General features: G+C 65.6%; 15 protein-coding genes. 8 read left to right on the top strand and 7 right to left on the bottom strand.

Translation table 11 applies throughout. The annotated features are described in order from the left end of the window. Positions 1-20: 20 nt before the first annotated feature. Both SH602x_RS14980 and SH602x_RS14985 read right to left on the bottom strand, forming a co-directional pair. Positions 21-554: a DUF421 domain-containing protein gene (locus SH602x_RS14980; RefSeq protein ID WP_479473071.1), complete on the bottom strand. Its 534-nt coding sequence runs from the start codon at positions 552-554 to the stop codon at positions 21-23. 66 nt (positions 555-620) lie between these two features. Continuing rightward, positions 621-1,247, bottom strand: coding sequence for a potassium channel family protein (locus SH602x_RS14985; protein WP_479477109.1), 627 nt, complete (start codon positions 1,245-1,247; stop codon positions 621-623). A 439-nt stretch (positions 1,248-1,686) separates the two neighbouring features. On the opposite strand from SH602x_RS14985, the gene dapA reads away from it, so the two are divergent. Then, entirely contained in the window at positions 1,687-2,574 is an 888-nt protein-coding gene (gene dapA / locus SH602x_RS14990; RefSeq protein ID WP_479473072.1) for a 4-hydroxy-tetrahydrodipicolinate synthase, read from the top strand. A gap of 92 nt (positions 2,575-2,666) precedes the next feature. Further along, positions 2,667-3,017 (top strand): DMT family protein, encoded by a 351-nt coding sequence (locus SH602x_RS14995; protein WP_479467572.1) that lies wholly within the window; start codon positions 2,667-2,669, stop codon positions 3,015-3,017. Positions 3,018-3,036: 19 nt separating this feature from the next. Here SH602x_RS14995 and SH602x_RS15000 read toward each other — a convergent pair whose 3' ends face one another. Further along, positions 3,037-4,146, bottom strand: a complete 1,110-nt coding sequence (locus SH602x_RS15000) for a hypothetical protein (protein ID WP_479473073.1) — start codon at positions 4,144-4,146, stop codon at positions 3,037-3,039. A 306-nt stretch (positions 4,147-4,452) separates the two neighbouring features. Here SH602x_RS15000 and SH602x_RS15005 point away from each other — a divergent pair, with 306 nt between their 5' ends. From SH602x_RS15005 to SH602x_RS15030, 6 genes are all read left to right on the top strand, one after another. Continuing rightward, a complete protein-coding gene (locus SH602x_RS15005) occupies positions 4,453-5,574 on the top strand; it encodes a prenyltransferase/squalene oxidase repeat-containing protein (RefSeq protein ID WP_479473074.1) in 1,122 nt (373 codons plus the stop codon). Between the two features lie 163 nt (positions 5,575-5,737). Next, positions 5,738-6,643: a site-2 protease family protein gene (locus SH602x_RS15010; protein ID WP_479473075.1), complete on the top strand. Its 906-nt coding sequence runs from the start codon at positions 5,738-5,740 to the stop codon at positions 6,641-6,643. 31 nt (positions 6,644-6,674) lie between these two features. Next, positions 6,675-7,511 carry a hypothetical protein gene (locus tag SH602x_RS15015; protein ID WP_479473076.1) on the top strand — a complete coding sequence of 279 codons (837 nt, stop codon included), beginning with the start codon at positions 6,675-6,677 and terminating at the stop codon, positions 7,509-7,511. 97 nt (positions 7,512-7,608) lie between these two features. Next, positions 7,609-10,635: a PVC-type heme-binding CxxCH protein gene (locus tag SH602x_RS15020; protein WP_479473077.1), complete on the top strand. Its 3,027-nt coding sequence runs from the start codon at positions 7,609-7,611 to the stop codon at positions 10,633-10,635. 497 nt (positions 10,636-11,132) lie between these two features. Continuing rightward, complete coding sequence (locus SH602x_RS15025) at positions 11,133-12,797, top strand: DUF1549 domain-containing protein (RefSeq protein ID WP_479473078.1); 1,665 nt, start codon at positions 11,133-11,135, stop codon at positions 12,795-12,797. Between the two features lie 35 nt (positions 12,798-12,832). Next, positions 12,833-14,098: a DUF1501 domain-containing protein gene (locus SH602x_RS15030; protein ID WP_479473079.1), complete on the top strand. Its 1,266-nt coding sequence runs from the start codon at positions 12,833-12,835 to the stop codon at positions 14,096-14,098. A gap of 138 nt (positions 14,099-14,236) precedes the next feature. On the opposite strand, the gene SH602x_RS15035 is transcribed toward SH602x_RS15030, so the two are convergent. The 4 genes from SH602x_RS15035 to SH602x_RS15050 all read right to left on the bottom strand — a co-directional run bounded on the left by SH602x_RS15035 (position 14,237) and on the right by SH602x_RS15050 (position 19,845). After that, positions 14,237-16,048: a 30S ribosomal protein S1 gene (locus SH602x_RS15035; RefSeq protein WP_479473080.1), complete on the bottom strand. Its 1,812-nt coding sequence runs from the start codon at positions 16,046-16,048 to the stop codon at positions 14,237-14,239. Between the two features lie 264 nt (positions 16,049-16,312). Next, positions 16,313-17,437 (bottom strand): hypothetical protein, encoded by a 1,125-nt coding sequence (locus SH602x_RS15040; RefSeq protein WP_479473081.1) that lies wholly within the window; start codon positions 17,435-17,437, stop codon positions 16,313-16,315. Positions 17,438-17,458: 21 nt separating this feature from the next. Beyond that, on the bottom strand, positions 17,459-18,910 hold the full coding sequence (locus tag SH602x_RS15045) for an ABC transporter substrate-binding protein (RefSeq protein ID WP_479473082.1): 1,452 nt from the start codon (positions 18,908-18,910) through the stop codon (positions 17,459-17,461). Beyond that, entirely contained in the window at positions 18,907-19,845 is a 939-nt protein-coding gene (locus tag SH602x_RS15050; protein ID WP_479473083.1) for a phytanoyl-CoA dioxygenase family protein, read from the bottom strand. Before SH602x_RS15050 ends, SH602x_RS15045 begins: the two co-directional genes overlap by 4 nt. Position 19,846 lies beyond the last annotated feature (1 nt).

The following is a 19,846-nucleotide window of genomic DNA, read 5'->3' on the forward strand; positions in this document are numbered from 1 at the left end:
ATGAGCCGACGCGGCTGCTGCTAGTTCTCTTTCTTTCCTTCGGTCATGCTGGCCAGGGACGATCTCTGCGGCGAATCGCCGGACTTCAGAACCGAGAACGAACCGTCGGTTTCCAGAACGACGCCCTCTACGTTCTCGACTGCAAGGAATCCCTGCGCGCGGATCGCCTGCAGGACTTCCGACTCCGTCACTCGTTCGGCGTTCATCGCATCGTCCAGATACTCGCCCTGGTAGAAGAGCAGCCGCGGTTCCGATCGCACCATTCGGCGGACGAGCCGGACGCGAACCGACGACCAGGTCACCAGAAACTGCAGCGCGATCAACAGCGCGAGCGCCGTCAAGCCCTCGGCGAGCGCGACGTCCTTCGACAGCAGGACCGTGGCCAGCGTCGACCCGAGCGCGACGGTCACGATCAGGTCGAAAGAGTTCATCTTCCCCAGCGTCCGCTTTCCCGAGATGCGGAGCATGAGCACGAGCGAAACGTAGGCGAGCGCGCCGATCAGGAGCGTTCGCCCCAGGCTGGCCCAGCCGTTGAAGAACATATCGGCGTCCATGTCGGTTTCCTTATGCGATGTTCGCCCTTGGGGGCTGAAGGAAGCGTTCGATTCCCGGGCGAAGGGTCAGTCCGATCTCGCCGGGAGGTCGCGATCGAGTCGGTCGATGAGCCGGGCGAGTTCCGATCGCAGCGCGGCGATCTCGCGTGCCTGTTCGTCGGAACCCTCCGGCTGAATACGGTCCTGTCCGACGAGGAGGCTGGCGAGCGTCGCCGTGACGTATCCGAAGATCGCGAAGGCATAAAGGGCGATCAGGAAGCAGAGGATGCGTCCCTCTAACGTCTTGGGCCAGTACTCCGAACCGCTCGTGGTGACGAGCATGCCGGTGAACCAGAGGGCATCGCCGAACGTTTCGAGCCCTCCCTCCGCCTGGCGCTCGAACGCGAACATGCCGCCCGCTCCGAGCAGCGTCACCAGAACCGTCAGCCCCAGCACGTAGCCGAAGCCGAAACGGCCCAGGTTGGCCTTGAGCGTACGCAGTCCGCGGCTGAACGCCGTCAGCACCCGCGCGAGCGTCAGCCCGCGGATGGCGCGACCGTACCGCAGCACGCGGACGACTTTCGCCACGCGAAACACGCGCAGCGCCGGCAGCAGGAGCGCGAAGACGCTGAGCCAGTTCTTCTGCAGAAATCGCAGGCGATTCGGGGCGATGACGAACTTGAAGACGAACTCGACGACGAACGCCGCCCAGATCCACGTGACGAGCGCCTACATCCGCGGGCCGATTCCCCAGACCAGTTCGACGACCAGCAGCGTGACCCAGAGCAGGCTGAGCACGAGCATCGGCGCTTCGAGCCAATCCTCGAGTTGCCGGAGCACCGCGAACTGCTCGCGTCGTTCCGTTCTCTCGATAAGCGGGTCGGCGCCCGAGGTCGCATCGTTCCGGCGCATCCAGGCTCCCGCAGCCAAGGCATCGACGGGGCCGTCTGTTCGGTCGGAGAACGTCGTTCCTCGCCGCTGGACCCTCCGAAGGTAGCTATAGGACGAGACCCGCCGGCTGGCGCCCCCGCGAAGCGGCTCAATGCGCTTGCCGCCCGCCCTGAACCGACCACTTTTGGCAACCGGGGCGCTGCCGTATCATTGACGCGTTCTGGAAATCCGTCCTTCGGTCCGTCCTGCTCGTTTTTCGCCCATGACGCGTAGAGGTTCCGCCTTCGCCGGCGTTTCGGTCGCCATCGTCACGCCCTTTCGCGACGACGCGGTAGACCTGGCGAAACTGCGGGAGCAGATCGAGTTCCAGATCGCCGCCGGCGTGACCTGCGTCGTTCCGGTCGGCACCACGGGCGAGAGTCCCACGCTCGACCGCGAGGAGCGGAAGACCGTCATCGCCGAGACGATTCAGATCGTCGCGGGTCGGATCAAGGTCATGGCCGGGACGGGGTCGAATTCGACCCGCGAAGCGGTCGCGATGACCGAATGGGCCGCGAAGCAGGGCGCCGACGCCACGCTGCAGGTCGGTCCCTACTACAACAAGCCGATGGCCGAGGGCTTCTACCGGCACTTCCGCGCCGCCGCGGAGGCGAGCCCGCTTCCCGTGTGCGTCTACAACGTCCCAGGCAGGACGTCGAAGAACATCGAACCGGAAACGATCATCCGGCTGGCCGAGCTATCGAACATTACGATGGTGAAGGAGGCTTCCGGCTCGATCGATCAGTCGTCGCAGATCCTCGCGGCGACCGATTTGACGGTCCTCTCGGGCGACGACAGCCTGACGCTGCCCATTCTCGCGATCGGGGGCGAGGGGATCGTCTCCGTCGCGGCGAACGTCGTTCCCGAGCGCTTCGTGGAACTCTGCAAGGCCTTCGCGGCGGGCGACGTGAAGCGGGCCCAGGCGCTCCACCTGGAACTCTTCCCGCTCTGCCGGAACATGCTTGGCCTGGCCAGCAATCCGATCCCGGTCAAGACGGCGATGAAGCTGCAAGGCCGCGACTCGGGCGAGCTGCGCCTGCCGATGTGGCCGATGGACGAGGACGGCGTCGCGAAGCTGACGCAGACGCTGAAGCAGGCGAAGGTTCTGTAGTCTTGTAGGGCAGGCGCCCCGCCTGCCGTGCAGCTTCGTCGAGTTGCGGATGGCAGGCGAGGCGCCTGCCCTACAGGAGGGGCGACGGATCGATGTGGAAGGTCACGCTGATCACGGCGATTGGACTCGCCTTCTCCAACGTTTTCATGACCTTCGCGTGGTACGCCCACCTGAAGGATATGAAGACCTGGCCCTGGTTCGCGGCGGCGTTCGCGAGCTGGGGCGTCGCCTTCTTCGAGTACCTGATCCAGGTGCCCGCGAACCGCTACGGCGACGCGGGCGGACTGACGCTGCCGCAACTGAAGATCATGCAGGAGGCGATCGCGCTGGCGGTCTTCGTGCCGTTCGTGCTGCTCTACATGAAGCAGCCGCTGAAGCTCGATTACCTCTGGGCCTGCCTCTGCCTGGTCGGCGCCGTCTTCTTCATCTTTCGCAGCAAGTAGAAGGCGGTATCGGCGAAACCTATCGCTTCGGGACTGATGCCCAGGCGATGTCGAGCCGCGTGATTTCGTCTTCGATCGCTTCCAGCAGATGCTGCATCCGCTGATGCCGGCGCTTCTGAACCTGCACGCGGTCCTGCCGTTCCCGATCGAGTTCCGCCCTTAGCGTTCGCAGTTCGGCCAGCGCCGCGCCGCCGTCGACCTTCTGGTCGCGCTGCAGTCGCTCTTCGATCCAGGTCATTCGCAATTCGACGAACGCCTTCCGCTCCCGTTCGAGCTTTCGCGCTTCGTCGGCCAGGAACCGCTCGCGATCGAGCAGCGCCTCATGCAGGCGGATCAGGTCATGCGACGGGGGAGTCGGCGCCGAAGTCGTCGAGCGCGGTTCGACACGGGCAGCAGGCGCCGCGGATGCTGAAACCGGACGGGACGCTTCCTCGGCGCCGAGGCGATCGGCGTCGGAGCGAACGATGCGAAACGTCGTCGCGCCGGCCAGCTCGCGCATGAGAGCGTGGGCCTCGCTGGTCCGCGCGGCGGAGGCTTCTCCCGGACGACGTCCAGGGGGGAGGGCTTCGACGGGCGGTTGGCCGTCCGAATCGAATCGTCGCATCGTGACCTCGCAACGTCGTTGAAGTTCTTCGATCTTCGCCTGGGTCCGTTCGAGCGCCGCGTAGGCGCTCTGCAGCGTCTCTTCCCGGCGGTCGAGTTCCCGGCGCCGGTCGCTCGCTTCCGCGTCGCGCCGATTCGAGCGCTCTTCCAGTTCTGCGCGCTGCCCGGCGAGAGCGGACCGCTCCCCCTGACTCCAGAGTTCCAACTCGCGACGCATCGACTCCAGACCGGCGAGTTGCGCGTGAATGTCCGCTTCGCGGCGATCGATTTCCGCCTGTCGCGAAATCAGCGCTTCGCCCAGGGATCGGGCGTGCGCGTCGAGTTGTTCCCGCAGCGTCGATTCCGTCGGGACGGATCCGGGCATCTCTCCCGACGAGGCGGTCGCCGCTTGCGCGACGGCGGAAGCGCTCTGCAGGTAGTCCGTCGCGCAGCGTTCCGCCCTGCGACGTCGCGTGCGACGCCCCTGAACGAGTTCCGGCGGGTCGATCCGCCGGGACTTTTCGGGTTGGGCGAAACCTTCCGTCATGGGGGCTCGGTCGACGACTCGTGCGGTCGGCTGGCGACGCCCCGCCCGCGCGGAACGTCCCGGCTTCTGATATCGACGGACCGGGGACGTCGTCGTCGCTGGCGAGGGGCGGCCCATTTCCACCGGCGCTGTCGCGCCAGCCGGCGTCTTCGCGCCAATGCATGCGAGCGGAACGTCTTCCCCGGACGGAGCCTCCGCTCCCTCCGCGACTGGCCCGGTCGAACGTTCGCCGGTTAAGATGGAGGAGCGTCGCCTTAGTAGCACGGGCCAAGGGGCGACGAAGAACACTCGAAGGGCATAGACGAAATGATCAGTTTTGGCTTCCGAAGCTGGGCTCGAACGACCGCGGTCGCGGCGGCGGTCTGCGCCGCTGCCGGAGGGATCGGTCTCGATCGGGCATCCGCCGCGGATCAGAGCGCGGCCCGCACTGCGACCGTGCAGAAGGGCGTCGAATTCCTGAAGTCGCGTCAGGACGAGAGCGGCGCCTGGAGCGCGTCGGTCAGTCCCGCGGTCACGGCGCTCGTGCTTTATTCCATGCTGGAGAACGGCGTTTCGGCTCAGGATCCGGCCGTGCAGCGGGCGGTCAAGTTTCTCGAAGGCTTCCAGCAGGAGGACGGCGGCTACTACGCTTCTGACTCGAAGGTGAAGAACTACGAAACGGCCGTCATGGTGCTCGCGTTGACGCGCCTCAACGAGGACGGTCGATACGACGAAGCCATCAAGAAGGCGGACGCGTTCGTTCGCGGCCTGCAGTGGGACGAGAACGAGCAGAAGGATCGCGACGATCCGTTCTACGGCGGCGCCGGTTACGGCGGCCACTCGCGACCCGACCTGTCGAACACGTCGTTCATGCTCGACGCCCTGAAGGCCGCGGGAGCGGGCGAGGACGATCCGGCCATTCAGAAGGCGCTGGTCTTCGTCAGCCGGACGCAAAACCTGGAGTCGCAGTTCAACACCACGCCCTTCTCGGCGAAGGTCAACGACGGCGGCTTCTATTACACGCCCGCCGCGGGCGGAACGAGCCAGGCGGGCACGACCGAGAACGGCGGCCTGCGCAGCTACGGCTCGATGACCTACGCCGGGCTCAAGAGCATGATCTACGCCGGCGTCGACGAGAACGATCCGCGGGTGAAGGCGGCCCTCAACTGGCTGAAGTCGAACTACACGCTGGAAGAGAACCCGAACATGGGTCAGACCGGCGTCTACTACTACTTCAACACCTTCGCCAAGGCGCTCGACGCGATGGGCGAAGAGGTCTTCGTCTCCGCCGACGGAACGGAGCATCGCTGGAAGGACGAACTCGTCGCCGAACTGGCCAAGCGTCAGAAGCCGGACGGCTCCTGGAGCAACGAGGCCGAGCGCTGGTATGAGGGCGATCCGAACCTCGCGACGGCCTATTCGCTGCTCGCGCTGTCGTACGCCGACTGACGTCGCGTACTTCCCGCTGTCGCAGTCCTCTGCCGACGGACTTCGCCCGCTCCCGCCGATGCGACGTATCGGCTAAGTTCTGACAGAGTTAAAAGGCCCCGCCGGTCTGTTCGCGGCGGGGCCTTTTTTCTGGCCGGCTCCCGCTCCACCGCTGTTCCACGCGATGCCCCTCCACGCCGTCCGTACGCTCCGGCTGCCGCTGATCCTGTTCGTAGCGACGTGCGGCCTGACCTTTCTGGCGGGGGCCACGCGATGGAACCTGCACGAGTACCTGTTCGTTCCCTCGACCTGGAGCGGGTTGCCGGTCCGGGCCACGATCCTCGAGAACTGGCAGAACGGGCTCATCTACTCGATCTGCGTGATGACGATCCTGCTCTGCCATGAGATGGGGCATTACGTCACGTCGAAGATCCACCGCGTTCCGGCTTCGCTCCCCTATTTCCTTCCAGTCCCGAACTTCTTCGGCACGATGGGCGCCGTGATCCGCATGGACGGCCTGAAGGCCGACCGGCGGGAGATCTTCGACATCGGCCTGGCGGGACCGATCGCGGGGCTGATCGCGATCGCGCCGGTGGTCTACCTGGGCGTGCGATCGCTCGATCTGACGCTCCCCGCGCAGGGGGCGCTGTCGTTCGATATGCCCCTGCTGCTCCGCGCCTGGTTCTGGATCGAGCCGCCGGTCGGGTATCAGGAGGGGCAGTTCGTCGCGCTCTCGCAGATGAATCCGTACTTCATGGCCGCGTGGATGGGCCTGCTCGTCACGGGGCTGAACATGATCCCGGTCAGCCAACTCGACGGCGGTCACGTCACCCATGCGCTGTTCGGCCCCAAGGCGAAGTGGATCGGCAGGGCGCTTCTCGCGATCGCGCCGATCTACGCCCTCTATTTTCAGTCGACCTGGACGATCTCCTGGATGATCATGATCGGGCTGTTGCTGCTGATCGGCATCGACCATCCGCCGACCCGCGACGACACGGCTAAGATCGGTCCCGTCCGCTGGACGATCGGCTTCCTCTGCCTCGCGATTCCGATTCTCTGCTTCCCGCTGGGCGGCGTGATCGTGAAGTGACTTCTGCCGCTCCGCGGAGCGCACGACGCCCATGCGATTCGGTCCTTTCGAACTTCGCCCGGCACGATCGATCGCTCGCCGGGTGATGGGATTCCTGGCCCTCGCGATCGGAGTGCCGGCCGCGATCCTGTTCTGCTGCGTCTGCGGCCCGATCATCGGGTTCTTCGTCGAGTCGGATCTCGAGCGCGCCGAAAAGCTCTGGAGCGCCGGGAATCAGGCCGAAGCGGTCGAACTCTACTCCGTCGCGCTGCCCAACGCGATGCGTCCGAACGCGCTCGCGCTCAAGCGGACGATCGAATGGCACTGGACTCACGACGACCAGGCCCAGGCGATCCGCTTCTGCGAACTGGCAGCCGAGAAGGAGATCAAGCTCTCGCTCACCCCCGCCGAGCTGCATGAGCGTTACGAAGAGGCCCGCCGGCGCTTCGAGCGGTCGGAAGAAAAACGCGCGGCCGAAGAGGCACGCCTGCGACAGGCTCGTTCCGCCGAATCGACCGCGGACGTCGACTACGTCGGAGCCTGGATCGCGGCGCAGCGCTACGTCGAGGGGCGTATCGAGCGGGGCGCCGTCGCTGATTTCGGCGACGTGGGTCGCGATTATCAGAACCCTGAGGACAATGTCCGATCGATCGGCAAGGATCGCTTCCGGGCCGTCGGATGGGTCGACGTCACCGACGCCGCCGGCGAGACGGTTCGTTCCGACTTCGAGGTCGATCTGAAGTGGGATCGGTTCGATCGCTCCTGGAGTCTCGACGGCGAGCCGCTTCTAATGCCTCGCGATCCGCCGAACGTCGATCAGGCGTCCGCCGCGGAGCAGGGCGGGCAGGAATCGCCGCCCGACGCCGACTCCACGACGACGATCAAGTAATCTAGTAGCTCGGTCGACTAGGGTCTGCGCGCCGACTGCGCGCGCCGGCTCAAATCCGCCGACGGCCCCTTCTCCCTCATCCTCCCGCATTCCCGCCATGAACCTAGCGACTCTGCGCCGCCGGTCGGCTCTGCTTCTGAGCCTCGCTCTCCTCGCGCCTGCTTCGTCCCTTTTCGCGCAGGAGCCGCACGTTCAGGAGACCGAGCCGCTCACCCCGGCGGAGGCGCTCAAGTCGTTTCATCTGCCGGAGGGGTTCACGATCGAACTGGTCGCGTCGGAGCCGCTGATCGCCAAGCCGATCAACCTCCAGTTCGACGCGAAGGGGCGTCTGCTCGTCACGACGACGAGCGACTATCCCTACGCCCAGATCGACAAGCCGGGCGATCAGTTGCAGATCCTGGAGGATCGCGACGCCGACGGCACGTTCGAGGCGGCGGCGGGCGAAGTTCCGGACCTGTCCATTCCGATCGGGGTCACGCCGGTCGGTCGCGACCTCGTCGTGTACGGCATTCCGAACATCTACCGCGCGAGCGATCCCGACGGCGACGTCGTCTTTCAGGAGAAGCAGGTTCTATTCGGCCCGCTCGGTTACGACGACACCCACGGCATGCAGAACGGCTTCGTCCGCTGGTACGACGGCTGGATCTACGCCTGTCACGGCTTTCGAAACGATTCGAAGTTCGTCGCGTCCGACGGCAGCCAGATCGAACTGAACTCCGGCAACACCTATCGCTTCCGCCCCGACGGCTCGCGGGTGGAGGTCGTCTCCCGCGGGCAGGTCAATCCGTTCGGCCTGGCATTCGATGACTGGGGTAACCAGTACACCGCCGACTGCCACAGTCAGCCGCTCTACCAGATCATCCCGGGCGCTCATTACCCCAGCTTCGGCAAGCCGCACGACGGGCTCGGCTTCGGTCCGACGATCGTCGAACATAGCCACGGCTCGACCGGCATCGCGGGCGTCGCGTTCTACGACGATCCGAATGCACCGGAGGAGTTCCGCGGCGACGCGTTCATCTGCAATCCGATCACGCACCGCGTGAACCGCGATAACGTCGTCCGAACGGGCGCGAGCTTCCGCGGCGAAGAAATGCCCGACTTCCTGACGTGCGACGACCCGTGGTTCCGCCCCGTCGACATAAAGCTGGGCCCCGACGGCTGCCTTTACGTCGCCGACTTTTACAACCGGATCATCGGTCATTACGAAGTGCCGCTCGATCACCCGGGCCGCGACAAGACCAGCGGACGGATCTGGCGGATCTCCTACGGCGCTCCGAAGGATCGCCAGCAGACCGACTTCACGCAGCTTTCGCTCGAAGAGCTCTGGAACGAACTCGACTCGGCCAACTCGACCCGCCGACTGATCGCGACGCACGAACTGGTCGACCGGTTCGGCGACGAGGCGGGAGCGATGGTCTCCGAATCGTTCGAGAACGCGAGCGATCGCCAGAAGGTCGCCGCGATCTGGATCCTGCATCGCACGACCGGCATGGACGAGCAACTCGTCTCGGCGGCCGCGAAGCTATCCCCTGTCGTTCGCGGCCACCTGGTCACGGCCCTGCGCGATCGGTCGGAGGAAGACTGGCAGTCGCAGCCCTGGATCGCGGAGTTCGTCGTCGGCGCCCTTGCCGACGAAGAGCCGATGGTCCGGCGCCTCGCCGCGCAGGCCCTCGCGTATCGACCGCGAGGCGAGTGGTTCGATCCGTTGATGGAATGCTGGAAGTCAGCCCAGGAGGACGCGTACTTGGGTCATGCGCTCAAGATCGCTGTCCGTAACTCGCTCGCGGCGCCCGGCGGGTTCGATGCGGCGCGCAGATTTCGCACGACCGCTGCGGCGAGCGAGCTGCCGACGCGACGGTTCCTGATCGACGCGGCGCTCGGCGTCGACGACGCCTCGGCGGCGGAGTTCCTGCTCGAGCATGGTCAGGCGACGCAAATCGACGACGCCCAGATCGGCGCCGTCGGGGTCAAGATCGGTCGCTGGCTGCCGGCTGGCCGCGACGCCGAAACCGAAGCCTGGCTCGCCGGGTTCGACCAGAAGATCCCCCGCGATTGGCCCAACGCCATTCAATCGGTCGCACGCGGCGCCCAGATGCGCGGGCAATCGCTGCCTGATTCGCTGTCGCAGTACGGCAAGGAAGTCTGCGAGACCCGACTCGCGAGCGACGACGGATCGCTCGCGACGCCGTTGCTCGACACGGCGATCCAGTTCGGCTGGAAGCTCGACAGCGCTTCTGTAGCTAAGCTGCTCGCGGATGATCGACCGATCGACGTGCGCGAGAAGGCCTGCACGCTCCTCGCCCGTTCGGATGCGACGGCGTACAAGCTGATGGCGGCGTACGCGCTGTCGAACCCGGATCTCGCTCCCGCGTTGCGGAAGCGATTCGCCGTGACGCTGGCCACGCTCGACGACGCGGAGAGTCGCGAACTGTTCGCCGCCGGCCTGGCCGCCATGCCCTATAGCCTTGCTCACGAGACGATCAGAGAGACCGGCTACTCAGCGGACCGCGTGAAGTTTCTCGTCGCTTCGATGCAGGCGGGCAAGCTGCCGGACGGACTGCTGCGCGAGAAGGACGTGCAGGAAGGGATTCGCCAGAGCGGCGTCGCGGAGGCGATCGCCTTCCTCGACGAGCGCCTGCCGAAGTTGCCGCCGCTCGATCAGGAACTCGACCGCCGAATCGCGACGCTCGCTGAACGGTCGGTCTATGACGGCCAGCCGATCGAGAAGGGGGCGCTTCTGTTCGAGCAGAAGTGCGGCAAGTGCCATCAACTCGCCGGCAAGGGGGAGAAGATCGGGCCGCAGCTCGACGGCGTCGGGCATCGCGGTTCGCTGCGATTGCTCGAGGACATTCTCGACCCCAACCGCAACGTCGACCCCGCTTTCCGTTCGACCACGTTCGTGATGTCCGACGGTCAGGTGAAGTCGGCGCTCGTTCTCAAGGAAGAGGGGGAGACGATCACCCTCGCCGATCCGGAAGGGAAGCTCTCGACGATCTCGGCTGGCGACGTCGAACAGCGTCGCACGTCGACGCTTTCCCCCATGCCCGCGAACTGGCGGGAGGTCCTGAGCGACGACGATCTGGTCGAACTGACGCGGTTCCTCGCGTCGCAGCGCCCGCGTTGAACGTCGCGCTGACGATCGCTCGACGCCCTGAAAAGAAAAGTTTTGGGATCTTCCCGAACTGCCGTTGCGGCGAAATCGCCGCGTCGGCTATCGTCCCCCCACGCGAGCGACGGAACGCCTTCGGGCGAACCAGTCGACTTGGAAGCGGTCGCGCGACCCGCTTCCGAGCCGAACGCTCGCGTGAATCTGGATTGCCGAGCGGCCTTGAATGACAGGATGTCGTTCGCCGTTTCGACAGGGCGGAACGCTTCTTCATGGACGAAGAACGCTTCGCATCATCCAATCGCTCCTGGCGCCGAAACCGAATCTCCAGCCCCCCTGGGATCCGCGGACGCGCCGGAGCTTTTTTTATGCGCTGACGGCTCGAACAGGCGCCCGACCGCGGACCGCCGGTTCGCCTTCACGAAGAATTCTTCGGTCTCCTTCGACACCTTTTCGATCGGGAAAGGTTATCTAGAGAGGACGGAATTCTCATTCGGCGGCGACGAGGGGGAGCGATGGGACGCCTGCTCGCGATTCTGGCTCCAGTTTTTCGTTCGTTCGCGATCGCCGCCGGCGTCGCTGGAGCGGGAGCGAGCGGAGCTTCGCTGCTTGCCCAATCGCCCGCTGAACTCTCCCGTCGCGTCGATCGGACGCTGGCTGACGAACTCGGTCTCTCCGAAGAGGCTCTCGCCCCCTTCGCGGGCGACGCGACGCTGATCCGCCGGCTGCGCCTCGACACGGTCGGCGTTCCGCCGACGCGAGAAGAAATCTCCGCCGACTTGAAACGCCTGCGCGAAGACGACCTGGCGGGGCATGTCCAGGACTTGCTCGCCAGCGACGCCTTCGCGACGAACTGGGCCCGGTACTGGCGCGACGCGATTCTCTACCGCCGCACGGAGGATCGCGCGCTACTCGCTTCGCGGCCCCTCGAAGAGTTTCTGACGAAGCAGTTCGCCGAGAATCGTCCCTGGAGCGAGACGGCGACCGCCTTCATCGTCGCCGAAGGGGACGTCTACGACGACGGACGCACGGCGCTGATTTTCGCGCAGCAGGGCCGGCCGGAAGAGACCGCCGCCGAGGTTTCGCGACTCTTCCTCGGCATACAGATCCAGTGCGCGCAGTGCCACGATCATCCCACCGATTCGTGGAAGCGGGAACAGTTTCACGAACTTGCCGCGTTCTTTCCGCGCGTGTCGGCGCGCCCGAACCTTCGCGGCGAAACGCCCAGCTTCACCGTCTCCGGCGACGACGTTTTCTTCGGCGCGCGAATGAGCGGGGACAACCGCTTCCGGGGCACGGCTGAGCATAAGATGCCCGACCTCGATCGACCGGAGGACCCGGGCACGACGATGACTCCGAAGTTCTTCGTGTCGGGCGACTCGGTGAAGGCCGGCACGAAAGACGACGACCGCCGCGCGGCGCTCGCCGCGTGGGTCGCGTCGCCGAACAACGAATGGTTCGCGAAGGCTTTCGTGAACCGCACCTGGACGGAACTGGTCGGCTGGGGCTTTTACGATTCCGTCGACGACCTCGGGCCGGAACGCGCCTGCGCAGCGCCGGAGACGCTCGATCTGCTCGCCCGGGATTTCGTCGAGTCGGACTACGACGTGCGGCGACTCTTCGAGACGATCCTGCTGACGGAGACGTATCGACGCGAGTCCCGGCCTCTCGCGTCCGGCGACGTCGAGCCCTATGCGTCGACCGCGATCCAGCCCCTCCGCGGCGATCAACTCTACGATTCGATCCTGCAGGCGCTCGCGCTGCCTGACGAGTTCGCACGCGGGCGAGGCCCGGGCATGGGGTCCGAGATGCCGATGATGCAGCGTTTCGCCCGATCGCCGCGTGCCTTCGTGAACGCCGCCTTCGGCTACGATCCGAGCGTGGCGCGAGACGAGGTGCAGACGACGATTCCGCAAGCGCTCGCGCTGATGAACTCCCCGATCGTGAACATGGCCGTCTCAGCCTATCGCCGCCAGGGAACGAGCGCCCTGATCCGCGCGACGCCGGACGACGAGCGCCTGACGAGCGAGCTCTACCTGCGGGCGCTCAACCGCCTGCCGACCGACGACGAACAGGCGCTCGTCGCCGAGTACGTCGCGAGCGTTCGCAGTCGCGACGAAGCTTACGAGGATCTGCTCTGGGCTCTGCTCAACACCGCGGAATTCGCTCAGAAGAAGTGACGACCGGCTCGACCGAGCGGACAGGGAAACGAATCATGAACGCCTTCGATACCGCGCTCCGCCGCCGCGACTTCCTGCGCCTGTCGAGCGTCGGAGTCGCCTCCGCGCTTGGGTGGACGGGCGAACTCGCGCTGCGTGCCGAAGAGATCAAGCGCTCGGGCAAGGCGTGCATCCTGCTCTGGATGGACGGCGGCCCCAGCCAGTTCGAAACCTTCGATCCCAAGCCCGGCACGCGCACGGGAGGACCGACCGAGGCGATCGAGACTTCCGTTCCAGGGATCCGCATATCGCGGAACCTTCCCGAACTCTCGAAACAGGCGGAAAAGCTCTGCGTCGTGCGCTCGATGACGGCCAAGGAAGGGAGCCATCCGCGGGCGACCTACTTTTCGCAGACAGGCTACCTCCCCACGGCGGCGCTGAAGCATCCCGCGCTCGGATCGCACGTCGCCATGCAGATCGGCGACCTGGAGGCCGAACTTCCGAGTTTCGTCTCGATCGGCGGAGGAGGCCGAACGGGCGGAAGCGCCGGCGGCGGCTACCTGGGCGTCGACTATGCCCCGTTCTCCGTCGCGTCCGCGTCGCGGCCTCCCGAGAACGCGACGATTCCGACGCGCAAGGACCGTTTCGAACGTCGCCTGGGCCTGCTCTCCCGACTCGACGGAGAATTCGAGGCGAACGGCGGGGGCGAAGTCGCGGCGGAGCATCGCAAGATTTACGAATCCGCGGCTCGCATGATCCTCAGCCCCGGGATGGAGGCTTTCGACGCGTCGAACGAGCCGGAGTCGATCCGCGAGGCGTACGGCTCGAGCGAGTTCGGCGTCGGATGTCTCGTGGCCAGGCGGCTGCTGGAGGCAGGCGTTTCGTTCGTGCAGGTCAGTCTTCGCGGCTGGGATACGCACGCCGACAATTTCGAGCAGTGCGCTTCGCTCTGCGGGCCGATGGACCGCGCCTACGCGGCGCTTCTGACGGATCTCGACCGTCGCGGGATGCTCGACTCGACTCTCGTGCTCTGGATGGGCGAGTTCGGGCGTACGCCGACGATCAACGCCCGCGACGGACGCGACCACTTTCCGCGTGCCTACAGCGCGGCCCTGTCCGGCTGCGGCGTCAAAGCGGGGCAGGTCATCGGCTCGACCGACGATCGCGGCTCGGAAGTCGACGAGCGCCCGATCACCGTGCCCGACCTCCTGCGCACGGCCATGACGGCGCTCGGCGTCGACCCCGACCTCGAACACGTCGCCGCTGGACGTCCCATCTGGACCGTCGAAGGGGGGAGCGTCGTCGCCGAAGCGCTCAACTGAGCGGAACGGCGGTATTGCCGTTCCCGCAAGCAAGTCAGACGCCGCGGCGACGTTCCGCCGCCCGGCGCGCAACGAAAAAGCCCTCGCGAACAGGCGTTCGCGAGGGCTTTCGATTTCTCAGGAACCGCGTTCAGAGACTCACTCGGACTTGGGAGCGTCTTCCTCGTCCTTGTTCGCGCTGAACGAGGCGCTGAAGAGGGGTCCGCCGCCGCCGAGGCCGCCCTTGAGCTCGACCTTCTGCGAGGCCTTGACCTCTTCTTCGGCCTGGGCCTTCTTCTCGTCCTCTTCCGACCATTCGAGACGACGACGCGACAGGCCGATCTTCCGCTCTTCGGTGTCGACGCGGAGGATCTTCACTTCGATGTCGTCGCCGACCTTCACCAGCTGGTTCGGGTCTTCGATCTTGTCGTCGGAAAGCTCCGAGATGTGGAGCAGGCCCTCGAGGCCTTCGTCGAGACCGACGAAGACGCCGAACGTGGTGATCTTGGTCACCTTGCCCTGCACGACCTGACCCGGGCGATACCGGGCCGGGATGTCCGTGGTCCAGGGATCGTCCTCGAGCTGCTTCAGGCCCAGCGCAATGCGGCGACGTTCCTGATCGACGGCCAGGATCTTGCAGGTGACCTCCTGACCCTTCTCCAGCGCTTCGCTGGGGTGGCTGACCTTGCGGATCCACGACATGTCGCTGACGTGGAGCAGGCCGTCGACCCCTTCGTCGAGCTCGACGAACGCGCCGTAGTTGGTCAGGTTGCGAACCTTGCCCGTGACGGTCAGGCCGACCGGGAAGCGGTCGATGACCTTGTCCCAGGGGTTCTTCTGGGTCTGCTTCATGCCCAGGGAGAGCTGCTGGCCCTCCTTGTCGATGTTCAGGATCATCACGTCGACTTCGTCGCCGATTTCGACCAGTTCGCTCGGATGATTGATCCGGCGGATCCAGGACATCTCGGAGATGTGAACGAGGCCTTCGATGCCCTTTTCGAGCTTCACGAAGGCGCCGTAGGACATGATGTTGACCACCGTGCCCTTGACCGTGTCGTTCACCTTGTACTTGGTGTCGATCTTGTCCCACGGGTTAGGCAGCATCTGCTTCAACCCGAGCGCGATCTTCTGCTTCTCGCGGTCGATGTGCAGGACCATGACCTCGATCTCCTGATCGATGTTGACCATTTCCGACGGGTGCCGGATCCGGTCGTGCGTCATGTCCGTGATGTGCAGCAGGCCGTCGATGCCGCCGAGGTCGACGAACGCGCCGAAGTCGGCGATGTTCTTCACGACGCCCTTGCGGATCTGACCCTCTTCGAGGATCTGGAGGAGCGAAACGCGATCTTCTTCGCGCTGCTTCTCGATCAGCGAACGACGGCTGACGACGATGTTGCGTCGGCCTTCGTCGATCTTCAGCACCTCGCACTGCACGATGCGATTGATGTAGTCGCCGATGTCGCCCGGACGGCGGATGTCGACCTGGCTGGCGGGGAGGAAGACCGACACGCCGATGTCGACCAGCAGACCGCCCTTGATCTTCTTGGTGACCAGGCCGGTGACGACCATCCCTTCGCGGACGGACTCCAGCATCCGTTCCCACTCGATGATCTTGAGCGCCCGCTTGTAGCTCAGGCGGATCATCCCCTGGGGATCTTCGATGCCGGTCTCGTCTTCCAGATCCTCGATCAGGACCTGCAGGATGTCGCCCGGAACCGGCTTGACCGGTTCGTCGTCCCACTCGTTGAGCGGGATCGAGCCTTCGCTCTTGAAGCCGACGTCGATCAGGACGAATTCGTCGTCGACTCGAAGGACCTTGCCCGTAACGATCTTGTTGACGTCGTAGTCGGCCTCTTCGATCGGATACCAGTTTCCGTCGTCGATGAGGTCGTCAGTCTCGGGGAAGAACCCTTCGAACTGCGAAAGAACGTCGTCGTCTTCGAGGCTGCGTAGAAGATTGCGATTGACCATGAAAACCTGATGGTTGCGCTTGAGAGGACCGGGAAGCGCCCCCCGGATTCGCCGCGCGGTCGAACGAGATGACTCGCGCCCTGTCTGCGGGCGGTCGTCAGTCTCGCGAGACGCTGCCGTGCCAGCGAAACAAAACGTTAAAGTTGCCTATGCGCGAACGTCCGATCCCGTCTCGATCGGAATGCGCGCGAAGCTAATGACAGTATCGTTTTTTCCGATACACGGCAAGGGGATCGCGTCGGCAACTCCCGCTGAGGGAGGGCCTTAACACCCCCGCCAGACGCTCCGCTCGCAGACGCCGGCGTCGAGCAGCAGGTCGCGGATCGCTTCGAAGAACCGACGCGCGTCGCCCGGATAGCCGGCGGTCGGTCGCAACTCGGGTCGTCGCGCCAGCCAGTGCGCGTTCCAGGCGGCCATGCAGAGTTCGCGGAGGTACTTCGCCGACATCGACGCGAGCGCCGTCGGAACGTAGGAATCGCCCTCCACGCGGAATTCGCACTCGACCGGGGCCCCGTCGCGAAACCAGCGGTAGCGGCTCAGCGTCGGCGATTCGTCGACCGTCATGACGAGCGAATCGGGGAACGCCTCCTGCAGCGGATCGCGGTACCACTTTCGGCCCCCGTGACGGTCCGCCGACCAGAAGACGCAGGCGCCGGACGGCAATTCCGCGACGATCTCCGCGACGAGCGCCAGCGTCGCCTGCGTGAGGAGGGACGCCTTGTTCCCCGCCTGGGCGACGCCGCCGTTGAACGATTCGGGAAACAGCGCCGTCGCCCGGGCGAACTGAAACGAGACGGTCGGCGCGACAGGCTTCCGCCGGCGCTTCCTGGGAACGGTAGCGACGTTCGACCCTTCGTCCGCCTCTTCCCTGGGCGCTACCGGCAGCGAATCGGCGAACTCCCGCAGCCAGAAGAGTTCGTCCCACGCGTCGACGTCCCCCCGGCGAACGACCGACCGCCAGAACTGGCGGAGCGAAAGCCCCGGCGCTTCCGCCACGGCGACGGACGCCTCGCACGAGTTTCCTTTCTGAGCGGGGGACGACAGTCCCCCGAGGCCGACCTGTACGAACGCTTCATCAGCCGAGGGCGCTTTCCCCGCAAGACCGGACCGCGGATCCGCGACCGGCGCCAGCATGGCCAGCGTCGCACGCTCCAAAGCGCAGAGACCGCCGCGACCGTAAACCGCCTTCGAATCGTCGATCAGCGGTCGGTCATCCGCTGCCTCGGCTGCCCTGCGTGCGAAGCGGCGGAAGGGATCCTCCTTGGTTCGCGGCTTCAGCGGTCCTTCGACCCGCCACACCGTCGCCGCGATCGTCAGCGGACCGAGGTTCGGGCCGTAGCCCGCTTCGTCGGTGCCGATGACGTAGGTCTCCGTCCCCTCGCCGCTCATCGCTGGTCCGTCCCTGGCACGTCAGTTCTTGAGACCGAGGCTCGCGCGATAAGCCTGAATCTGCGACTCCCGTCCGATCTCGTCCGTAATCTTTTCCCAGGCCGCGGCAGCGTCGGCGAGGGCGGCGTCCGGCGCTTTCTCGCCTGTCAGCGCCAGGCGAACCTCTTCGCCCAGCGTCTTCAGATAGCGCTCCCGTCCGGGAAAGCGGGGGAGCAGCAGGTGCTCCGGCGACCCCTGGAGTTCCTCAATCGCCTGGGAGTACTGGGCGTTCGCGGGAAGCGTCTCGGGCAGTCGCGTCCAGGAGGCGTTCGATCCCAACTGCGACTTGCGGAACGGCGCGGTTCCCCTTGCGGAGATAGAGACCGGCGTGCCGATCTCGGCGCCGACGATCGAATCGAGCGCCCGCAGCGCCCGATTCCGATCGGCAACGGAGCGTCCGATGCCGATCATCAATCCGAAATCGCCCCAGACCGGGACGCTTTCCGCCGCCGCGCGACGTTCCCAGGACTCGCCCCGGGGCTGCCAGAACTCGACGGAACCCGGAACGGGAGCGACGGCGACCAGCGCCGCTCGTTCGAGCTCCTCTTCCGTCTCCAAAACGGACGCTTCGAGCAGGAAGGTTACGCCGAGCGCCGTTTCGCCGCTCAGCAGTCGCCGAGATGCCGAGGCGTAATCGACCGGCTCGCCTGCCGACGTCTGCTCGCTGAGCGCGTCGCGATACTCTTCAAGAGCTTTTACGAACGCAGGCGACGTCAGTTCCGGCTTCATGGAAGTGAATTCGAACAGTCCGGAGTAGCGCCCCTGCACGCGGACGTAGGCGGCGGCCCGCACGAGGAACTGTCGCGCCGCGTCCAGCGTTTCGGTCGGTTCCAGAACGGCGTCATCGACCCCGGCCGGCAGCGTTCCCGCCGCGGCGGCTTGGCGGATCTTCTTCGCGGCGGAAGCGTACTCCACCCAGGTTTTCGGCGGAGCGAGCTTTAGCGTCTCGAAGACGTCTGAGCGATAAACCATCGCCGGCATCGCGCTTCCCAGCGGCAGCGCCAGCGTTTCGCCGGCCCAGTTCCCCTCGTATTGGCGGGCGAGCGGCAGCAGATCGGTCTGGTCGAAGGCATCCCGCTCCGACAGTTCTTCGTCCAGCGGGAGGAGTGCGTCGGCCTCCGCGAGTTCGCCCAGCAGACCGGTCGGGAAGAGCACGAGATCGGAGTTCAGCCTCGCCTCGTTCGCCGCCCGCGCCGGTTCGACCGCGCGCACGGTCACTTCCGAATCGGATCGGGCGGACCATTCGCGTTTCAGGACGTCCGCGGTTTCCTGACTGCCGACGACGGTGATCAGCAGCGGCTCGCCGGTCGAAGCGTTCGCCGCGTCGCCATCGACGGGCGGAGGCGCCTCGCTCGTTCCGAAACAGCCGACGAAGAGCGCGACGCAAGCGACGGCGCTGCCGAAGAAACCGAACTGCCAGGATCGACGGTTCACGCGCGCGCTCCGTCGGTCAGGGAGTCGCTGTTCGACGCGTCACGCTTCGACGAGCCGCCGAGAGGGGGACTTTCGGTGAGCAGCGGGAAGAAGCGCCCCTCCATTTTGGTTCCCTTGGGCACGACGATGTCGGGGTCGAGCAGCTTCTCGTCGGAGTCCGACCGCACGCCGTCGGCGAACATGTTCACCACCGTCGCCCGTCGCGGAATGTCAGTGCTGTTTTCGTAGCTGCCGTGAATGAGCAGCGGATGATGGAACGAGCAGCAGCCGCGGGGAAGCTCGATCGCGACGGGCTGCCTGAACGCGGCCCATTGCTCGTCGCTCAGGACTTCCTTAATCGCTTCCATGTTCCCGGCGAGTCCCGTGATCGGCAGCAGGTCCCACGTGTGACTCTTCGGAACGTACTGCAGGCAGCCGTTCTCCCGCGTCGCCGGATCGAGCCCGATCCAGCAGGTCAGGTGGGACATCGGTTTGGTGCGGGTCCAGTACGAATAGTCCTGGTGCCAGGCGACGACGCCGCCATGATGCGCCGGCTTGCAGAAGAGCTGGTCATGCCAGAATCGTACGGGTCCGCCCAGAAGCTGGCTCGCCGGAATCGTCAGCGCCCGATGCCAGAGCAGGTCGTGGAACGCCTTGCCGATGCGCCAGGCGCCGAGGGCGTGAAAGAGCACCCGCGAGGGATCGGCCGACTCGTTCGAGTTGTACTCGTACCAGAGGTCGGCGCCGTGGTGAGCGGGATCGAAAAATGCGGTCAGTTCCTCGCAGAGCGCATCCGCCTGCGTTTCGTCCAGGATGCGGACGCCGCTAAGATAGCCCTGCTCGTGAAAGAAGCTGACCTGCTCGTCCGACAGTCGGTAACGATCCCAGTCGTCCGCGGAGGGCGGGGGAAAGAGGTCCGTCACCAGTTCGTGAATCTTCGACAGATCCTGGGCCATA

It is taken from the genome of Lignipirellula cremea (genome assembly GCF_056501455.1).